This window comes from Demequina sediminis, assembly GCF_030296675.1.
In the GTDB taxonomy this organism is placed as follows: Bacteria; Actinomycetota; Actinomycetes; order Actinomycetales; family Demequinaceae; genus Demequina; species Demequina sediminis.
In genome coordinates, this window is the sequence record NZ_AP027736.1 from 2,284,094 (window position 1) to 2,301,666 (window position 17,573).

General features: G+C 70.7%; 17 protein-coding genes, 3 pseudogenes and 1 riboswitch. Of the genes and pseudogenes, 8 read left to right on the forward strand and 12 right to left on the reverse strand.

Annotation, left to right across the window (positions count from 1 at the left end):
• Positions 1-38 precede the first annotated feature (38 nt).
• The 11 genes and pseudogenes from QUE44_RS14185 to merA form a co-directional block, all read right to left on the reverse strand.
• A pseudogene (locus tag QUE44_RS14185) lies at positions 39-137 on the reverse strand (ABC transporter ATP-binding protein); the annotation flags it as partial.
• Positions 138-177: 40 nt separating this feature from the next.
• Positions 178-1,818: an ABC transporter permease gene (locus QUE44_RS11685; protein WP_286214735.1), complete on the reverse strand. Its 1,641-nt coding sequence runs from the start codon at positions 1,816-1,818 to the stop codon at positions 178-180.
• 28 nt (positions 1,819-1,846) lie between these two features.
• The gene (locus tag QUE44_RS11690) at positions 1,847-2,941 is read right to left on the reverse strand and encodes a thiamine ABC transporter substrate-binding protein (protein WP_286214737.1); all 1,095 of its coding nucleotides are present in this window, start codon (positions 2,939-2,941) and stop codon (positions 1,847-1,849) included.
• Between the two features lie 18 nt (positions 2,942-2,959).
• Positions 2,960-3,096, reverse strand: a riboswitch (TPP riboswitch).
• A 51-nt stretch (positions 3,097-3,147) separates the two neighbouring features.
• Positions 3,148-4,113, reverse strand: coding sequence for a DUF2510 domain-containing protein (locus tag QUE44_RS11695; RefSeq protein WP_286214738.1), 966 nt, complete (start codon positions 4,111-4,113; stop codon positions 3,148-3,150).
• Between the two features lie 86 nt (positions 4,114-4,199).
• A complete protein-coding gene (gene dcd / locus QUE44_RS11700) occupies positions 4,200-4,772 on the reverse strand; it encodes a dCTP deaminase (RefSeq protein WP_286214739.1) in 573 nt (190 codons plus the stop codon).
• Positions 4,773-4,949: 177 nt separating this feature from the next.
• Entirely contained in the window at positions 4,950-5,234 is a 285-nt protein-coding gene (locus QUE44_RS11705) for a PLD nuclease N-terminal domain-containing protein (protein WP_286214740.1), read from the reverse strand.
• Positions 5,235-5,400: 166 nt separating this feature from the next.
• The gene (locus tag QUE44_RS11710) at positions 5,401-6,219 is read right to left on the reverse strand and encodes an AAA family ATPase (RefSeq protein ID WP_147794725.1); all 819 of its coding nucleotides are present in this window, start codon (positions 6,217-6,219) and stop codon (positions 5,401-5,403) included.
• Positions 6,216-7,619, reverse strand: a complete 1,404-nt coding sequence (locus QUE44_RS11715; RefSeq protein ID WP_286214744.1) for a TnsB C-terminal domain-containing protein — start codon at positions 7,617-7,619, stop codon at positions 6,216-6,218. The genes QUE44_RS11710 and QUE44_RS11715 overlap by 4 nt, the downstream gene beginning before the upstream one ends.
• 7 nt (positions 7,620-7,626) lie before the next feature.
• On the reverse strand, positions 7,627-8,226 hold the full coding sequence (locus QUE44_RS11720) for a recombinase family protein (RefSeq protein WP_147794727.1): 600 nt from the start codon (positions 8,224-8,226) through the stop codon (positions 7,627-7,629).
• Positions 8,227-8,646: 420 nt separating this feature from the next.
• On the reverse strand, positions 8,647-10,044 hold the full coding sequence (locus QUE44_RS11725; protein WP_286216765.1) for an IS30 family transposase: 1,398 nt from the start codon (positions 10,042-10,044) through the stop codon (positions 8,647-8,649).
• Positions 10,045-10,095: 51 nt separating this feature from the next.
• Positions 10,096-11,441: pseudogene (merA, locus tag QUE44_RS11730) on the reverse strand (mercury(II) reductase); the annotation flags it as partial.
• A 98-nt stretch (positions 11,442-11,539) separates the two neighbouring features.
• Between merA and QUE44_RS11735 the strand changes: the two are divergent.
• Positions 11,540-11,929, forward strand: a complete 390-nt coding sequence (locus QUE44_RS11735; protein ID WP_019285885.1) for a heavy metal-responsive transcriptional regulator — start codon at positions 11,540-11,542, stop codon at positions 11,927-11,929.
• A gap of 114 nt (positions 11,930-12,043) precedes the next feature.
• Here QUE44_RS11735 and QUE44_RS11740 read toward each other — a convergent pair whose 3' ends face one another.
• On the reverse strand, positions 12,044-12,637 hold the full coding sequence (locus tag QUE44_RS11740; protein WP_286214748.1) for a cadmium resistance transporter: 594 nt from the start codon (positions 12,635-12,637) through the stop codon (positions 12,044-12,046).
• Between the two features lie 146 nt (positions 12,638-12,783).
• Between QUE44_RS11740 and QUE44_RS11745 the strand changes: the two genes are divergently transcribed.
• The 7 genes and pseudogenes from QUE44_RS11745 to QUE44_RS11775 all read left to right on the forward strand — a co-directional run bounded on the left by QUE44_RS11745 (position 12,784) and on the right by QUE44_RS11775 (position 17,547).
• The gene (locus tag QUE44_RS11745) at positions 12,784-13,167 is read left to right on the forward strand and encodes an ArsR/SmtB family transcription factor (protein ID WP_286214749.1); all 384 of its coding nucleotides are present in this window, start codon (positions 12,784-12,786) and stop codon (positions 13,165-13,167) included.
• Positions 13,164-15,127 (forward strand): annotated as a pseudogene (locus tag QUE44_RS11750) (heavy metal translocating P-type ATPase). The gene QUE44_RS11745 and the pseudogene QUE44_RS11750 overlap by 4 nt, the downstream one beginning before the upstream one ends.
• Before the next feature lie 32 nt (positions 15,128-15,159).
• The gene (locus tag QUE44_RS11755) at positions 15,160-15,654 is read left to right on the forward strand and encodes a signal peptidase II (RefSeq protein ID WP_286214751.1); all 495 of its coding nucleotides are present in this window, start codon (positions 15,160-15,162) and stop codon (positions 15,652-15,654) included.
• Between the two features lie 87 nt (positions 15,655-15,741).
• Complete coding sequence (locus tag QUE44_RS11760) at positions 15,742-16,137, forward strand: ArsR/SmtB family transcription factor (RefSeq protein WP_286214753.1); 396 nt, start codon at positions 15,742-15,744, stop codon at positions 16,135-16,137.
• A 79-nt stretch (positions 16,138-16,216) separates the two neighbouring features.
• Positions 16,217-16,522 carry a TlpA disulfide reductase family protein gene (locus QUE44_RS11765; RefSeq protein WP_286214755.1) on the forward strand — a complete coding sequence of 102 codons (306 nt, stop codon included), beginning with the start codon at positions 16,217-16,219 and terminating at the stop codon, positions 16,520-16,522.
• A 12-nt stretch (positions 16,523-16,534) separates the two neighbouring features.
• Complete coding sequence (locus QUE44_RS11770; protein ID WP_286214756.1) at positions 16,535-16,804, forward strand: TlpA family protein disulfide reductase; 270 nt, start codon at positions 16,535-16,537, stop codon at positions 16,802-16,804.
• Positions 16,805-16,806: 2 nt separating this feature from the next.
• On the forward strand, positions 16,807-17,547 hold the full coding sequence (locus QUE44_RS11775) for a cytochrome c biogenesis CcdA family protein (RefSeq protein WP_084074658.1): 741 nt from the start codon (positions 16,807-16,809) through the stop codon (positions 17,545-17,547).
• Positions 17,548-17,573: the final 26 nt, after the last annotated feature.

Below are 17,573 nucleotides of genomic sequence, written 5' to 3' on the forward strand. Positions count from 1 at the left end.
ATCACGCCCACCACGGCACTGAGCAGGGAGGACTTTCCGCACCCCGAGGGGCCCAGCAGTGCCACCACCTCGCCGGTCGAGATCGTGAGATCGACACCCCGCACCGCCTCGACGGGGGGCTGACCGGGGTAGACCACGCGCAGGCCGCGGACCTCGAGGCCCGTTCGGGGGCGCTGTTCATAGCTCCGCTCCCACGGTGGTGCGCAGGCGCTCCGATGCGAGCATGACTGCCGCCGTCACGGCGGCCAACAGGACCGATGCGGCAAAGGCCATTCCTACATTCTCCAGTCCTGGTCGTGACAGCAGGCGACCGATCGCGGTCGGAAGCGTGGGCCGGTCGGGGCGGGCGACAAACGCGGTGGCGCCAAACTCACCCATCGCGATCGCGAAGGCAAACGCGACCGATGCCCCGGTGGCCGAGCGCAGCAGCGGCGCGTCGACGCGCAGCCACACCCGCCAGGGGCTCGCGCCCAGCGTGGCGGCGGCGGCGCGCAGGCCGGGGTCGATCGCGCGCGCCGCGGGCACCAGCGCGCGCACCATGAGCGGCAGCGCGACCATCGCCTGCGCGATGGGCACCAGCCACCACGAGGCGCGCAGGTCGACGCCCAGCACGTTGCGGTTCAGCGTGAGCAGCAGGCCAAGGCCGACCACGACCGCCGAGACGCCCAAGGGCAGCATCACGAGCGCCTCGAGCAATCCCGCGCGGCGCGTGCGCGCCGCGACCAGGTGCGCGGTCAGCACCCCGATCACGCCGGCGATCGCGGTCGCCACGACCGCGGAGACGAGCGAGTTCACGGCGGCTTCCCACACCGGCACCGGCAGCGTCGACCGCGCGGGCGGCTCGCCAAATAGCGCCGCGTAGTGGTCGAGTCCGTAGCCGTCCGCGGTCCGCAGCGACCTCTCCACGAGCGCGTACACCGGGGCGGCGAGGAGCAGGAAGACCGGCGTGAGCGCGGCGGCGATTCCCACCCACTCCGCGCGCCGGGGCGCCCGCGCGCGCTCGACGGCGGTCGCCGCGCGACGCGGACGCACGCGCGCGCTCACCAGCAGCGCGAGCCCCACGAACACCACCTGGACCAGCGCGAGCACCGAGGCCGCACGCAGGTCGAGGAACTGGTTGACCTGGAGGTAGATCTCGGTCTCGACGGTGCGGATCCGGCTGCCGCCCAGGATCAGCACCAGCGCGAAGGAGGTCGAGCAGAACAGGAAGACCACCGCCGCGGCGGACGTGATCGCGGGACGCAAGGCGGGCATCGTCACCCTCCACCACGCCGTGGCGCGGCCAGCGCCCAGGGTGCGCGCGGCATCGGCCATGCGCGGGGAGAGGGACTCCCACGCGCCGCCGACGATCCTCACGACCACAGAAACGTTGAAGAAGACCAGGGCGGCAACGATCGCGAGCGCGCTCTGGTCGAGTCCCCACGCGCCGAGCAGTCCCGAGCGCGACAGCAGGGCGGAGAAGGCGGCGGCGACCACGATGGTCGGCAGCACGAAGGGCACCGTGACCAGGGCGCGCACGGTGCGCGCGCCCCGCCAGCGGAAGCGGGACAGGGCCCATGCCGCGGGCAGGCCGAGGCCGAGTGAGCCCGCCGTGCCCGCGAGAGCGAGGCCCACGGTGGTGAGGATCGCGCGTACGGTGCGCTCGCGGGTGAGCACCTCGAGCGCAGCGGCGATGCCCGAACCGGTTCCCGCGTCCGCCTCGAGCAGGCCCCTCGCGAGCACCGCCCCCACCGGCCACAGGAAGAACAGGGTCAGGAACGCGACGGGCACGGCCGCGAGCACCCACCACAGGCGGGTGCTCGCGGCCGAGGGCGACATCGCGGAGGGCTCGGGTGACGGGTCGCGGTCAGTCGAGGACCGTGGCCGTCCAGGCCTCGATCCACTGGTCGCGGTTCGCGTCGATCTCGGCGGGGTCGAGCGTGAGGGGCTCGTCGGCGAGCGGGGCGTACTGCGCCCACTCGGCGGGCACCTCGACGGACGTCGACACCGGGTAGACGTACATGTTCTCGGGCAGCGCGGCCTGGAACTCGTCGGACAGCATCCACTCGACGACGGCCTGTGCGCCAGCGGGGTTCTCGGCCCCCTCGAGGACGCCCGCGTACTCGACCTGCCGGAAGCACGTGTCGAGCAGCGCCGCGGTCGTGGGCTCCCCGTCGATCACCTCGAACGGGGGCGAGGACGCGTAGCTCAGCACGATCGGGAAGTCGCCGCCGTAGTTGGGGGCGGAGAAGTCCGTGTAGTACGTGTCCGACCACGAGGACGTCACCCGCACCTCGTTGGCGCGCATGGCCTCCCACCAGCCCAGCCAGTCGTCGCCCAGCTCCGCGACGGTCGCCAGCATGAACGCGAGGCCGGGGGAGGAGGTCGCAGGGTTGGGGACGGAGACGAGTCCCGCGTACATCGGGTCGGCGAGGTCTCCCAGGCTGGTGGGAACCGGCAGTCCCTCCTCGAAGGGGGCGAGATCGTAGTTGAGGCACACGTCGGAGAAGTCGACCGCGGTGAGGAGGTCCTCAGCCCCCGGGATCGCGTACTCCGCCGCGTCGGCCGCCGCGGGCGCGGTCGGGGCGTACGAGGCGAGCACGCCGGCCTCGATCGCGCGCGACGCGAACGTGTTGTCGACGCCGTAGACCACGTCGCCCAGCGGGGCGTCCTTGGTGAGCACCAGCTGGTTGACCAGGGTGCCCGCGTCGCCCGGCGCGGCGAACTCGACGTCGAGGCCCGAGGAAGCCTCGAAGTCCGCGAGGACGTCGTCCGGCACGGCGAAGCTGTCGTGGGTGACGACCGTGACGGTTCCCGTGGCGGCGGCGGGGGCCGTCGAGGCGTCCGTCGCGACGGGCGTCGGTGAGGACGATGCCTCGGTGTCGCCGCCGCCCGTGCAGGCGGCGAGTGCGAGGGTAGAGATGGTGATGGCGGCCATGGCCGCGGTGCGTGAGTGACGCATGGTTTCCTCCCGGAAAGGAGGGGACGAGACTCGACTCCCTACGCCGGTGCGAGCCGGATCAGGTTCGAGGGTCTGCGGCGGTTCCGCACTCTCAGCGCCCTGGGCCCAGGCCGATGCGAGCATCGGCGATGGGAAGCGCTCCCCTGTCGTGTCCCGTCAGAATAGCGCGGGTCCGCGACGCGGCGGTGACGCGAGGGGTGGTGGGGTCAGTTGATCCAGACCGAATCCAGCATCAGCTCGAGCTCGTCGATCCCCGAGCCGAGTGTCTCGCTGCCACTGGCGTACACGATCACCTGGCTGTGCCCGCTGACGATCACGGCCACGGTGTACGTGAGCTGCTCGCCGTAGTAGGGGAACCCGAGCTCGATTTGGTATGCCTCGTGTCCGTGCGACGTGGTGACGGGGCCCTCCGAGAAGATCTCGACATCCTCGACGCCTATGGTGGCGCCCTTGACGAAGGCCTGAGCCTCGATCCGCGCCGAGCTGGGGCCGCCCACATCCGGCATGGTGTGCACGGCGACCATTGACATGCCGGTCTCGATGTCCCCTCGCAGGCCCCACGCCCCGTCGACCGAGAGCTCGAAACCGCTGTCAAGGGCCTCTTGCTCGATGAGATCGGCGCCCAAATAGTCAGACACGTCCTCCCACTCGGGGTTGTACGCGATGGTGCCGCTGCCGTTGAGAATGGACGTGCGAGCCCACCCGTCCGGAACCGCCATGATGGGCTCGGACGGCACGTTCGTGACGGGCGCCTCGGACGCCTCTGCGGTCGAGGTCGCGGCCGGAGAATCTGCGCCGCCTGCGCGAACGTCCGCCTCGATCGAGTCTGCGAGTTCGGTCGTGGCAAGCACGACGCCGGTCAGGAGGCCACCGCCCACCACGATCCCGCCCACCACGATTCCGACGATCGCGAGGGTGGGGAGCCGCTTCTTGCTGGGCGCGGGCCCGGTCACGGAAGTGGCGTGCTGCGCGCCGTGCGGTGCCACATGCTCGGTCCACGTCGCACCGTTCCACCAGCGCTGCTGAGCGCCGCCGCTCGGGTCCGGATACCACCCCGGAGGGATCGCCGCAGGACTCTCGGGCGCTGCCGTTGAGTCGGGGCTGGCAAAGCCCTCGGTGGCCGACACATTCTGCGCGTTGTCGCCGAGCTCGCCGCTTTGCTCGTCGGGCATCGTCCCCCCTGATGGATAGGCGTTTCAGCCGAGTGTAGGGACAGATGCGACCGCGTGCCGCAATCGTGTGATCAGGCCGACACCGCCTACACGTCGATGCGGTGGAAGCTCTGGTAGCTCTTCGACGCCGTGGGCCCGCGCTGGCCCTTGTAGCGCGACCCGTACTTGTCCGACCCATAGGGGTGCTCGGCGGGTGAGGACAGCCGGAAGAAGCACAGCTGGCCAATCTTCATGCCCGGCCACAGGTTGATGGGCAGCGTCGCGGTGTTCGACAGCTCGAGGGTGACGTTGCCCTCGAAGCCAGGGTCGATGAAGCCGGCGGTCGAGTGCGTGAGCAGGCCGAGGCGTCCCAGCGAGGACTTGCCCTCGAGGCGCGCGGCGATGTCGTCGGGCAGCGTCACCGACTCATACGTCGAACCCAGCACGAACTCGCCGGGGTGGAGCACGAACGGGCCGTCGTTGATGTCGACCAGCCGCGTGAGCTCGGGCTGTTCGGCAGCGGGATCGATCGCGGCGTACTTGTGGTTGTCGAACACGCGGAAGTAGCGGTCGAGGCGCACGTCGATCGACGAGGGCTGGATCATCTCGGGGTCCCAGGGTTCGAGGGCGACCCTGCCCGTGGCGATCTCAGCGCGGATGTCCCTGTCCGAGAGAAGCATGTGCCCAACCTAGTGTGCTGTGCGTTCGTGCGCACGCCTCGTCAGACATCGTTCCGGGGCCTGCCCCAGCGGTCTGTGAGGTGTTGAGTGCCCAGAACGAGCGATTTCGGGCACTGAGCACCTCGCGAGCCGGTGGACCGCGCGCCGGACTGGTGCCCAGCATCGGCCGGGCGCCCGCTACTCGCCTCCGAGCGAGCGTCGCCGCTCCTGTTCGTTCAGCCACACGCGGTAGGCCGGGTCGTCGTCCGGCGCGAGCGGAGTCGGCGGCAGCGGCCGCCGCTGTGGGCCGTCGAGGTACTTGACGAGCAGCCACGCGCCGGCGCCGATGTACGGCACGAACACCACAAGCAGGATCCACCCCACCTTGGGCAGGTGGTGAGGGTTCTCCGAGGGCTGCTGGACGATGTCCGCGAGCGCGTACACCGTGAGGGCGATGTAGAACAGCGGCAGCAGGAGGCGCATATCGCCATGCATAGCAGGTGAAACGCTCTCAGGCCAGCGCTCTGTGAGGTGCTGAGTGCCCAGAACGAGCGATTTCGGGCACTGAGCACCTCCCGTGGCGACGGGTCGCGGGGGCTGTGACTTTCTCCGGTGAGTGGCGGCGGTCTTCAGCCGCTCAGGGGCACGGTTAGTTGACTCCGATGACGAGGGTGCTGGCGGCGGCTTCGACGACGTCGTTGGTGATGGTCTGCAGCTCGTTGATCTTCAGGACGCGTTCGATCTGGGGGAAGAGTCGCTCCAGGAGGCGGAAGTTGCCGCGGGTGATGCGGCTGATCGCGGCGATGGTCTGGGCGTCGGTGAAGTCGTCGGGGTTGAGGGTCTTGCCCAGGGAGCGCCAGTGGCGTTGGAGGACGAAGAGCATCTCGTCGGTGCTCAGGGGCCGGTACTGGTGGGCGAAGCCGACGCGGCTGTAGAACTGGGGGTAGTGGCTGAACTGCTTCTCCAGCCCGGGCATGCCGATGAGGATCAGGGCGATCTGGTCGCGGTCGTAGCGGTCCCGTAGGAGCTCGAGCGCGGTGGGGCTCAGGCGTTCGGACTCGTCGACGATGACGAGCTGGACGTAGTTGGTGGTGCGCCGGGTGCCCCACCGGTCCAAGGGGATGCGGTCGGGGGCTTCGACGTGCTGCTGGATGCAGATGCTGGTGCGCGTGATGATCCGGTCCAGGTCCTCGCGCAGCAGCCGCGGGGTGGTCAGGACCCCGGGGGTGTACAGGGCGGTGCGGTTCTTGGCCAGCGCGGCGTAGATCTTGGCGTCGTCATCGCAGCGCGGGCCCCAGTCGGTGAGCAGCTCGTGGGCTTGGTCCCAGTGGGCGTAGCGGCGCGCGGAGACGGTCTTGCCGACCCCGGCCGGCCCGAAGCACAGCCCGATGGTGCGCCCGCGCCGGACGGAGTCGGCGAACTCGGTGAAGCGGCGGTGCTCCTTGGTGACGATGAAGCGTTCGCTCACCTGAGGTCCTCCTTGTAGACCTTGAGCCGCGCCACGGTCGGCACGCGCGGCGGCACGGGCCTGGCAGGGGCGTCGGGGGTGTGGGCGGCGACGACGGCGATCCGCTCGTTGATGCCTCGGCGCAGGGCGCGGCGACGGGCGTTGCGGGCGGCCTGGACGTCCTTGAGGCTGATCTGCTTGGCGTGGTGTTCCTGATCGACGGCGGTGCACAGGAACTGGTCGTGGTCGAAGACGCGGATCTCGGTGATGTCTCTGGGGTCGTAGCGGATGACCACGGGGCGGCCGACGAAGCCGGCGAGGGTCGGTGAGACGTAGCGCATGCCTTGGAAGTGGATGCCGTCGCGGCGCACCGTCCTGGATCGGGCCACGGTCAGCAGCAGCCCGTCCAGCGCCTGGAGGCTGTCGGGAAGGCGTGGCAGCCAGCCGTCGGCGATCCACGCCGACCGCGGCGAGACGCCGAGCTCGCCGTGGGCGCGGTCGTTGTAGTCCAGGACGAACGCCCCGACGGCGGCGTCGAGGTCAGCCAAGGACAGGGCTGGCGCGGGCCAGCGCTCCGCGCCGCTGTGGAGGTGTCCGGGCAGGGTGGTGAGCAGCTCGGTGTTGACCGTGCCGAAGAAGCGCTTGACCTTGCCTCGCCCTTGGGGTCGCGCGACGGCGGAGTGGATCAGGCGGATGTGCAGGTCGACGGCGGTGCGGGCCAGGTGGTCGCTGGTGAAGTCCGACCCGTGGTCGACGTACAACAGGTCGGGGATGCCGCACATCGGCCACCGGGGGTCGGCCTTGGGCCAGATCGCCTGCCGTAGCGCCAGGGCGGTGTGCATCGTTGACGGCGCACCGAAGAAGACCGTGTAGCCGCAGATCGCGCGGGAGCAGTCGTCCATCACGACGGTCAGCCACGGCCGGGCCGGCTTGCCGTCCGTGCCGACGAGCACGATGTCCAGCAAGGTGTGGTCGGCCTGCCACATCGCGTTGGGGCGGTCGGCCGTCCGCCGCAACGCGAGCTCGTACTTGTCCCGGTAGGAGCCTGCTCCCTCGAGGGCGAGGGTGACCATGCCGGGGTCCAGGGCGGTGATGATCGACCGGACGACGCCGTAGGACGGGACCGGCCACGCGGTGCCGGCGCAGACCTTCACCACCGTCCGGTGGATCGCGGCGATCGGTGGGCGGGGCCGGGTCAGCCCGAGCCCTTCGATTAGCGCGATGAGGTCCGCCGGCAGGTGATGCCCGCCCGCGTCCGCCCGCGGCACTCGGCCCAGGGCCGACAGGCCGCCGGCGCGGTAGCGGGCATGCCAGCGTTCCAGCGTGCGCACTCCCAGGCCGTGGTGACGGGCCAGCGCGGCGAGCGGGACCTGGTCCTCGACATGCAGCCGCAGGATCCGCCACCGCCCGTCCGCGTCCACGGCCGGCCTACACGGCGCTCGTGGCTCGTCGTGACGGGGCCGCTGCGGCGGGCGCGCGGTTCAGGGCCCGGTAGATGGTGGTGCGGGAGACGCCGAGCACCTGCCCGATCTGGGCGACGGTCATGTCCTTCTGCTCATACATCCGTCGGGCCGCCCGGACCTGGTCCGCGGACAACGCCGACGGCCGCCCACCGCTGCGGCCCCGAGCACGAGCGGCCGCCAGGCCGGCGTTGGTGCGCTCTCGGATCAGGTCGCGCTCGAACTCGGCCAGTGCCGCGAAGACGTGAAACACCAACCGTCCGCCTGGGGAGGTGGTGTCGATGGTCTCCTGCAACGACCGGAACCCCACGCCGCGGTCGGCCAGGACCTGCAGCTGGTCGATCAGGTGGCGGATCGACCGGCCGAGCCGGTCCAGCCGCCACACCACCAGGGTGTCCCCCGGGCGCAGCTGGTCCAGCAGCTTGTCCAGCTCCGGCCGGTGCTGCAGCGACCCGGAGCCGGTGTCGACGAACACCCGGTAGCACCCGGCCTTGGTCAGCGCATCGACCTGCAGCGACGCGTCCTGATCGGTTGTCGACACGCGCGCGTACCCCAGGAGATGCCCCACGCGTCGACCGTAGCGAAACCCGTCCGACACGGGAAGTATCGCGCCGTAGTTTTCGGCACGCAGTTCCGCTACATCAGGCGCCTCGTCGACGACGCGCGCCGCCCGGCCCTCCGGCGCGTGTAGCGGAATCGTTCGTTTCCGGCGGTGGCGTGAGACGGTCGGCGCCAGCGCCTGGTTCGGCTCAGCGCGGAGCGGCGGGCGGCCCAGAGCGCCCAGCCGCCGCCAGGTGTAGAGCCGGGTGTGTGGCTGAGCTCGGCGGCATGGGGCCGAAGCTGGCCACAGCATCCGGGTCGCGGGCGACAGTGCCGGGTTTGGTGCGGTCAGCACATAGCGCGGCCGGAATGACAGCGGTGGCGTCGAGGGCGCTGGACCGGTCAGGCGCAGCAGGACGTCGGCAAATGGTTGCGGAACAGACCAGGTTCAACCGGTCGATGCAACACCGCCTTGTTGAAGCAACAGTAGCTGCTCGTTGAAGGCTTCGGCCGGGGTCTTCCAGCCGAGGGTCTTGCGGGGTCGGGTGTTGATGGCGTGAGCGACGGCGGCGAGTTCCTCGGCGGACCAGCGCGACAGGTCCGTGCCTTTGGGAAAGTACTGGCGTAGCAGCCCGTTGGTGTTCTCATTCGTGCCGCGCTGCCACGGTGACTGCGGGTCCGCGAAAAACACCGGGATGCCGGTCGCGACCTTGAACTGCGCGTGTGCGGACATCTCCTTGCCGCGATCCCAGGTCAGCGACCGGGCCAGCTCCGTCGGCAGGGTCGACATCGTGTTCGTCAGCGCCTTCGCCATCGTGATCGCGCCATAGCCGGCCAGCGCCGGGCCGTTCTTCGGGGTGGCCTTGTGCCGGTAGCCCTCCTCGCGAGGAAGGTGTACGAGCATCGTGACGCGTGTCTTGCGCTCTACGACGGTGCCTATCGCGGAACGCTCCAGCCCAATGAGAAGATCTCCTTCCCAGTGGCCGGGAACTGCGCGGTCGTCAGCCTCGGCGGGTCGTTCACTGATCAGCGTCTCGGGTGTGACGTGGGCCCACGTCTTGCGCCTTGAGCGCTCACGTGGCATTCGCAGCGCGCGCCCCGTGCGCAGGCACCACACCAGCTCACGCTTCAGCGCACCGCGGCCCTCGATGTAGAGCGACTGGTAGATCGCTTCGTGGCTGATGCGCATGGAGACATCATCGGGGAAGTCGACCTTGAGGCGGTGCGAGATCTGCTCGGGGCTCCACGCCCTGGTCCAGGCGCGGTCCTTGCGGTGGGGCTTGCCCAAGCCGGTGAAGCGAGGCGGTGGCGGACCTGGCACGATCGTTCCGTCCGGCAGACAGATCTGGCCATTCAAACGCTCCTCGACGTAGGCGCGAAGGCGCGGGTTCGCGACGAGCTTCGCTACCTTGGGTCGCTTGGCCGCCATGTCGGCCTTCCACTGCGCGACCGACGCCCGATAGCCACTCGAGTCCGAGCGCGTGGCGGCGTTGCGGCGCAGCTCACGCGAGATCGTCCCCGGGTCACGTCCGATGGTGCGAGCGATCTCGCGAACGCCCTTGCCCTGGACATGCAGCAACGCAATCTCCTCACGTTCAGGAAACGACAGATACCTGCCCGAAGGCTTCCACGCGATGTCGAATGGCGGCATACCGCCAGCGTGGCGGAACCACCGCTGCGCGACCGCGGGCGCCACGCCGACAACCGCAGCAGCCTCGATCGGCATCAGCCCCTTGGCGATCTCGACCCAAAACGCAGCCTCGACGTGGCGTTGGAACTTCGGATGACCAGGAGACCTCAACTTGGGCCTGATCGCTCGATCTGCATCCTGCTGACGACGCACCATCACACACCTCCCAATCAAGGTGTTGCGACGACCAGTTGAATCCGCCCAGCTTGCGGCGATCCGCAGGCTCTCGGCCATGGTCAGGTAGGGCGCCCAGGTGTCTGCGAGGTCGTCGACCGTCATGCCGGTTCTGATGGCGTAGGTCGCGGCGAGCATGATCTCGCCGGCACCGTCGGCGAGGGCGTGCACCCCCAGGACGTTGCCTGTTGTGGCGTCGGCGACGATCTTCACGGCCCCTCGGGTGTCGCGGTTGACCATGGCACGCGGGACCTCTGAGAGGTTCAGTACTCGGGACCTGCAGTCGTGGCCGCGCTCGAGGGTCTCCTTCTCGCTCAGCCCGGCCGAGGCGAGCTGGGGGTTGGTGAAGACCACGGTGGGCAGGCCGGTGTAGTCGACCCGCGCCCCAGGACCGTCCGGGCCGGTCAGTGCGTTGGTGGCGGCGGCGCGGCCTGCGGCGGCGGCGACGTAGACGTACTGCGGGGCACCGGACACGTCGCCTGCGGCGTAGACGCGCGGGTTGGTCGTGCGCTGGAACTCATCCGTGACGACGAAACCCCGCTCGTCGACGTCGACGCCGGCTGCGGCGAGCCCCAGCCCGTCGGTGCGGGCCGTGCGACCGGTGGCGATCAGCAGCCGTTCTGCGCGGACGGCAGCACCCGAGGCGGCCCGTACGACGACCTCGCCTCCGTCGACCGAGACGGCGACGGCGTGCTCCTCGAGGACACCGATGCCGTCCTCGGCAAAGACCGCACGCAGGGGTTCGGCCAGCTCCGGCTCGGCCCGGGGGCCACGCGCCCGACCAGGGACACCCTCGCACCGAGACGGGCCAAGAGCTGCGCCTGCTCGAGCCCGACGTAGCCGCCACCGATCACCACCAGGGACCTCGGCACCTGCTCGAGTTCCATGGCCGTCGTCGACGTCAACCAGTCCACGCTGTCCAGACCCGCCAGCTCGGGCACCGCCGGCGCGGCCCCGGTGGCCACCACGTACGCCTGGGCGCGCAGCGGCTTGCCGTCGACCGCGAGCGTGTCGCGATCGAGGAACCTGGCGTGCCCAGGCACGACCTCGAACCCATGGGCGGCGGCGACGTGGGCGTACTTCGTACTGCGCATGCGCTCGACGAGCTCGTCCTTCTGGTGAACCAGCGCTCGTAGGTCTACGCCACCTGCGGACGTGGGAGCGCCGTCGAAGGGATTGGTCAGGGCGGAGTGTCGGGCGCCGGCGGCCGCCAGGAGCGTCTTGGACGGCACGCAGCCGATGTTCACGCAGGTCCCACCGAGAACGCCGCGCTCGATCAGGACCACGGTGTGCCCAGCCTGCCGAGCGGTGATCGCAGCCGCCATCGCCGCACCACCGGAGCCGACCACCGCCAGGTCCACGTCATAGCCCGCGCTCATACCAGATCCCTTCGTCGTCGGTCCCGGTCCAGGCGCCAGCCTGGACCTTCTAGCGCACTGGAAGGTCAAGGCCGGTAGGCTCGGCAGCTGGAGGCGATGTGCGTATCGGAGAGCTGGCCCAGGCGAGCGGCACCACGACCAAGACGCTGCGCTACTACGAACAGGCAGGGCTCCTCCCGGCGCCCGAGCGCACCACCACCGGCTACCGCGACTACGAGCCCGCGACCCTCCAGCGACTGAACTTCATCCGCCGTGGTCAGGCCGCCGGCCTGACCCTGGCGCAGATCCGAGAGGTGCTGCACGTACGAGACGCCGGTGCGGCGCCCTGCCACCACGTCCGCCAGCTGCTCGACAGCCGCGTCCACCAGCTCGACCGCCAGATCGCGGACCTTCAGGCGCTGCGCGAGAACGTCACCGAGCTGCGAGACGCCGCCGCCGCACCTGACCCGGGGGCCTGCGACCCGACCGACGTCTGTCGGTACCTCTGAGCCGCGACCGCCGTCCGCGCATCGGCAGCAGGCCAGGGGGCGGCCGAGAACCGTGACCGGCAATCGCCCGCCGACGATGACCTTCTCCGCCGCCACCGGCAACGGCCAACGGCTCTACAGCCCGAAGGCGCCGCCCTCGAGGAGGATGACGATGCCCAGTCCGATCAGGACGAGGGGGAACAGGACGTGTTCCCAGCGTTCGAGGACTTCGGCGATGGGTCGTCGGGTGGCGACGTACCTGGCGGCCAGGACGAGCACGGCGACCAGGGCGAGGAACACGACGGCGTACGCGGCGGTCGCGGCGGGGCCGACGGTGAGGAAGACCGGGACGTAGACGCCGATGTTGTCGCCGCCGTTGGCGAAGGTGACCGCTGCGACGGTCCAGACGGCGACGGCCTTGCCCGGGTCGTCATCGTCGGCGTCGCGGCCACGCCAGGCCCGCCAGGCGGCGTAGAGGCCCAGGAGCAGGGGTATGAGTCCGAAGTAGGCGATGGCGTCTTCAGGCAGGAAGGCGTTGGCGCCGAGTGCGACCAGGACGGAGGCGATGAGGATGGCGCCGAAGCCGAGGTACTGCCCGGCGATGATCTTGGCGGTGGTGCCTGGGGCGCCGGTGCCGCGGGCGAAGAACAGTGAGAGCACGATGATGTCGTCGATGTTGGTCACCAGGAACAGACCGACGGCCTGCAGGGCGGCTACGGCCAGTTCCATCGAGGGGCCTTTCGGTTGGTTGCGGTGCGAGGCCCGCGCGCTACTCGCGGCTGTGGCCGGGGCGGCCGATAGATCGGACACAGCAGCCTCCGGAGCCCGGCCGGGTCGAATCCACACCCGATAGGCGCTAGCATCGACCCAGGCCGATGATCACCGCAAGTCCTGATGTAAGTGGCCGGGCCGAGCTCGCGCCCGCAGGGGCGTTGTTCCGAGGCCTGGGCGACCCGACGCGCCTGGCGCTGGTGCGCCGCCTGGCGAGGGGCGAGGCGCGGGTCGTGGACCTGTGCACCGAGCTGGGCCTGAGCCAGTCCACCGTGTCCTCACACCTGGCCTGCCTGCGGGACTGCGGGTTGGTCGACTACCGCGCGCAGGGACGCGCGTCGGTCTACCACCTGACCCGCCCTGAACTGCTGGACCTGCTGGCTGTGGCCGAGGGCCTGCTGGCCGCGACCGGCAACGCTGTGGCCTTGTGCCCCACCTACGCAAGTCCCACCACCTCTGACCCGATCGCCAAGGAGAGTGCACGATGAGCGACGCCTGCGGCTGCAGCGACGACGAGACCACCCCCGGCGGCGAGGAAGCCGAGGAGCACGAGGCCGAGCGGCTGTGGGAGGTCAGCGAGCTCCGCTTCGCCGCCGTCGCCGGCGTGCTGCTCCTGGCGGGCCTGGTCGCAGGGTCCAGGGATCAGTCCGCCGTTGCGACGGTGCTGAACTGGGTGGCGCTGCTGGTCGGTGCGTGGACGTTCGTCCCCAGCACGATCCGGCGACTGGTCAAGGGCAAGATCGGCGTCGGGACCCTGATGACGATCGCCGCGATCGGCGCGGTGCTGCTCGGTGAGGTCGCCGAGGCGGCCGCGCTGGCGTTCTTGTTCTCCATCAGCGAGGGCCTGGAGGAGTACTCCCTGGCCCGCACCCGCCGCGGCCTGAGGGCGCTGCTGAACCTCGTGCCCGCTACCGCGACGGTGCTGCGCGACGGTGCAGAGACCACGGTAGCTCCCGGTGAGCTGGGCATCGGGGACCTGATGGTGGTCAGGCCCGGGGAGCGGGTCGCCACCGACGGGATCATCCGCACCGGTCGCACCGCCCTGGACGTCTCAGCCATCACCGGTGAGTCGGTGCCCGTGGAGGCCGGACCCGGACAAGACGTCTACGCGGGGTCGATCAACGGATCCGGCGTCCTCGAGGTGGAGGTGACCACCACCGCGCAGGACAACTCCCTGGCGCGGATCGTGCGGATCGTCGAGGCCGAGCAGTCCCGCAAGGGCGAAGCCCAACGCCTGGCGGACCGCATCGCCAAGCCGCTAGTGCCCGGTGTGATGATCGCCGCCGCGCTCATCGCCGTCGTCGGCAGCCTGCTGGGCGACCCGGGCACGTGGATCGAGCGGGCCCTGGTCGTGCTCGTCGCAGCGTCACCGTGCGCCCTGGCGATCTCCGTGCCGGTCTCCGTGGTCGCCGCCGTCGGGGCCGCCTCCAAGCAGGGTGTGCTCATCAAGGGCGGCGCGGCCGTGGAGGCCCTCGGTGCCATCCGCGGGGTCGCCCTGGACAAGACCGGGACGCTGACCCGCAACGCCCCTACCGTCGTGGCCGTCGTCGCCGCGCCCGGCCGCACCCAGGAGCGCGTCCTGCAGGTCGCGGCCGCCCTCGAAGCACGCAGCGAGCACCCCTGGCACGGGCCATCCTGGCCGCCGTAACCCCGGCCACCCCCGCCACCGACGTCGAGGCAGTCCCCGGTGCGGGCCTGACCGGGACGTTCGAGGGTCGGCCTGCCCGGCTCGGGCGACCCGGATGGGTCCACGCCGGATCACTGGCCGCTGAGGTGGAGCGGATGCAGCAGGCGGGGGCGACCGCCGTCCTGATCGAGGAGAACGGCTCGCTGCTCGGCGCGGTCGCCGTGCGCGACGAGCTGCGGCCCGAGGCCGCGCAGGTCGTGGCCCAGCTGCGCCGCGATGGCTACCACGTCACCATGCTCACCGGCGACAACACGCTGACCGCGACCGCCCTGGCCCGCGAGGTCGGCATCGACGAGGTCCACGCGGACCTGCGCCCGGAGGACAAGGCCGCACTGGTCGCCCAGCTGCGCACCCAGCGCCGCACCGCGATGGTCGGTGACGGCGTCAACGACGCCCCCGCGCTGGCGACCGCCGACCTCGGCATCGCGATGGGAGCGATGGGCACCGACGTGGCGATCGAGACCGCCGACGTCGCGCTCATGGGTGAGGACCTGCGTCACCTGCCCCAGGCGTTCGCCCACGCCCGCAGGGCCAGGCGCATCATGCTGCAGAACGTCGGGCTGTCCCTGGCGATCATCATCGTGCTCATGCCCCTGGCCCTGACCGGTGTCCTGGGCCTGGCCGCCGTGGTCCTCGTGCACGAGGTGGCCGAGGTCGTAGTGATCGCTAACGGCGTCCGCGCCGGCCGCACTCGCCCACTGCCGCAGGCCATCACGGGGACTGCTGCGGCCGTCGAGCGTCCGGCGCTGGCTACGCGGTGACCGCTGGCACCGCAAGGGAGGAGAAACGGGGCTTGGCCAGCCCGACGCGGCGGCGCCTGGCGGCAGGGCTGGGCGCTGCTGCGTTGGCCGCTGTCGACCTGGGCGTCAAGGCCTGGGCAGTGGGTTCGCTGCAGGAGCGGGTCATCCCTTTGGGTCCGGTCGAGCTGAGGTTGGCCTACAACGCGGGGGTGGCATTCTCCGTCGGGGCTGGCGTCCCGACCTGGCTCGTGCTCACTATCACCGCGCTCGTCACCGCTGCGGTCGGTGTGGTCGCCTGGCGGACCGGCGCCGCTCTTTCGCGCGGGCGGTTGCCTGCCCTCGCCCTGGTCCTGGGTGGGGCGATCGCGAACGTCGTGGACCGGGCTGGGGACGGGGTGGTCACCGACTACCTGCACAGCAGGTGGTTCCCGACCTTCAACATCGCCGACACCGCGATCGTCACCGGCGTCGCTTTGCTGGTGCTGGTCACCCTGCGCCACCCGACACCCGCAACACCGAGCGGGGACGGCACGAGCGGGATCGGGTGAGTGGCACTCGCGCGGGCCTCGCGTCGGTAGTGGCCACCAGCACGATCGGCGGCCGGTGCTCACATCAACGTTCGTTACGATGACCGTATGACGGCTGAGGGGTGCGACCTGCTGTGCCTGGACGTGTCGCGCGCCGAGGCGGTCCGTGCAGCACTGCCGAAGGCGCACCGCTCCCAGGCGATGGCCGTTACCGCCAAGGCACTGGCGGACCCGGTGCGCCTTCGCACGGCAACGGCCCTGGCCCTCGGGGCCGAGCTGTGCGTCTGCGATCTGGCGTGGGTCGTCGGCGCCGCGCCGAACCTGGTCTCGCACCACCTGCGCGTTCTGCGCCGCGCCGGCCTGGTGACCTCCCGCCGGCACGGCAAGCTGGTCATGTGCCGGCTGACCTCCCAGGGCGCGGCGCTACTGGACGCCCTGGGCGTCGCCGCACCGGGTGAGAGTCTGTGGGCGGAGCCGTCCGAGCTGATCACCGCTCGTGGATGAGCCGACCGCGGCCGGCGGACCTCCGGTCCAGGGATCGCCCGCACGGGCACGGCCGCGCCGGCCACTGACCGGCCCGCGGGTGATCCTCCTGGTCCTGGTCCTCGTCACTGCAGGCGTGGTGGCGGTCCAGCTCACCGGCTTCCTGTCGGCGGGCCAAGGCGCGGCGCTCGAGGGGTCCTCGGCGGCGGCGGGCAGCACGACGGTGACGGAGTACGCACCTGAGGACCGGGCTGGACCGGTGGCACTGTCGGGAACCGGGCTGACTGGTGAGGCGATCGACATCGCCGCATGGCGCGGCGACGTCGTGGTGATCAACGTGTGGGGTTCGTGGTGTGCGCCGTGCCGGGAGGAGGCGCCGATCCTTGCCGCCACGTCGGCTGCATAGGCGAACCAGGGAGTGCGGTTCGTCGGGGTCAACGTGCGCGACAATCCGGCCGCGGCGATCGCGTTCGAGGACAGCTACGGGATCACCTACCCGAGCATCGACGACAGGAAAGGCAAGACCCTGCTGAGCCTGGCCGATCACCTCCCCGGAGCCGGGGTCCCGGTGACCCTGCTCCTGGACCGTGACGGGAGGCCGGCGGCGCGCGTCCTCGGCGCGGTGCAGGAGTCGACCCTGACCGCCCTGCTGGACACGGTCCTGGCCGAGCCCGCCACGTCGTCGTGAGCATGCTCCAAGACCTGGTCGCGACCGGCCCGATGCTGGCCGCCGTGGCCGTCGCAGCCCTGGCGGGGCTGATCTCCTTCGTGTCCCCGTGCGTGCTGCCCGTGGTGCCCGGGTACGTGTCCTACGTCGCTGGCGGCCCCTTGCTCGATGAGGGTGTCGCGACGCGGCGACGTCCGGTGGTGGTGGGTACTGCCTTGTTCATCCTGGGGTTCGCCTCGGTCTTCGTCGCCTACGGCGCCCTCTTCGGCGGTCTTGGCGCGACGCTGCAGTCCTCGCAAGCGGTGCTCACCCGTGTCCTGGGCGTCGTGGTCGTGGTGATGGGTCTGGTCTTCGCCGGCTGGCTGCCCCGGTCCCAGCGCCAGCTGCTGCCGCGGCTGCGTCCCAAGTCGGGCCTGGTCGGCGCCCCGCTGATGGGGGTCACCTTCGGACTGGGCTGGACACCGTGCCTGGGCCCGACCCTCGCCACGGTGCAGACCTTGGCGTTCACCGAGGCCAGCGCCGGGCGCGGGGCGACGCTGGCCGCGGTCTACGCCGCCGGGCTCGGTCTCCCGTTCATCGCGGTCGGTCTGGGCATGCGGCGGGCACTGACGGCGACCCAGTGGGCACGTCGGCACACCGTGGGGATCAAACGCGCTGGTGCGGTCATGCTCATCACCACCGGTCTGCTGCTGGCCACCGGGGTGTGGGACCACCTGATGCGAGGCCTGCAGTCCACGATCTCGGGCTACACTACCGTCCTTTGAACGACGTCGAAGAGCGAAAGGCCTCC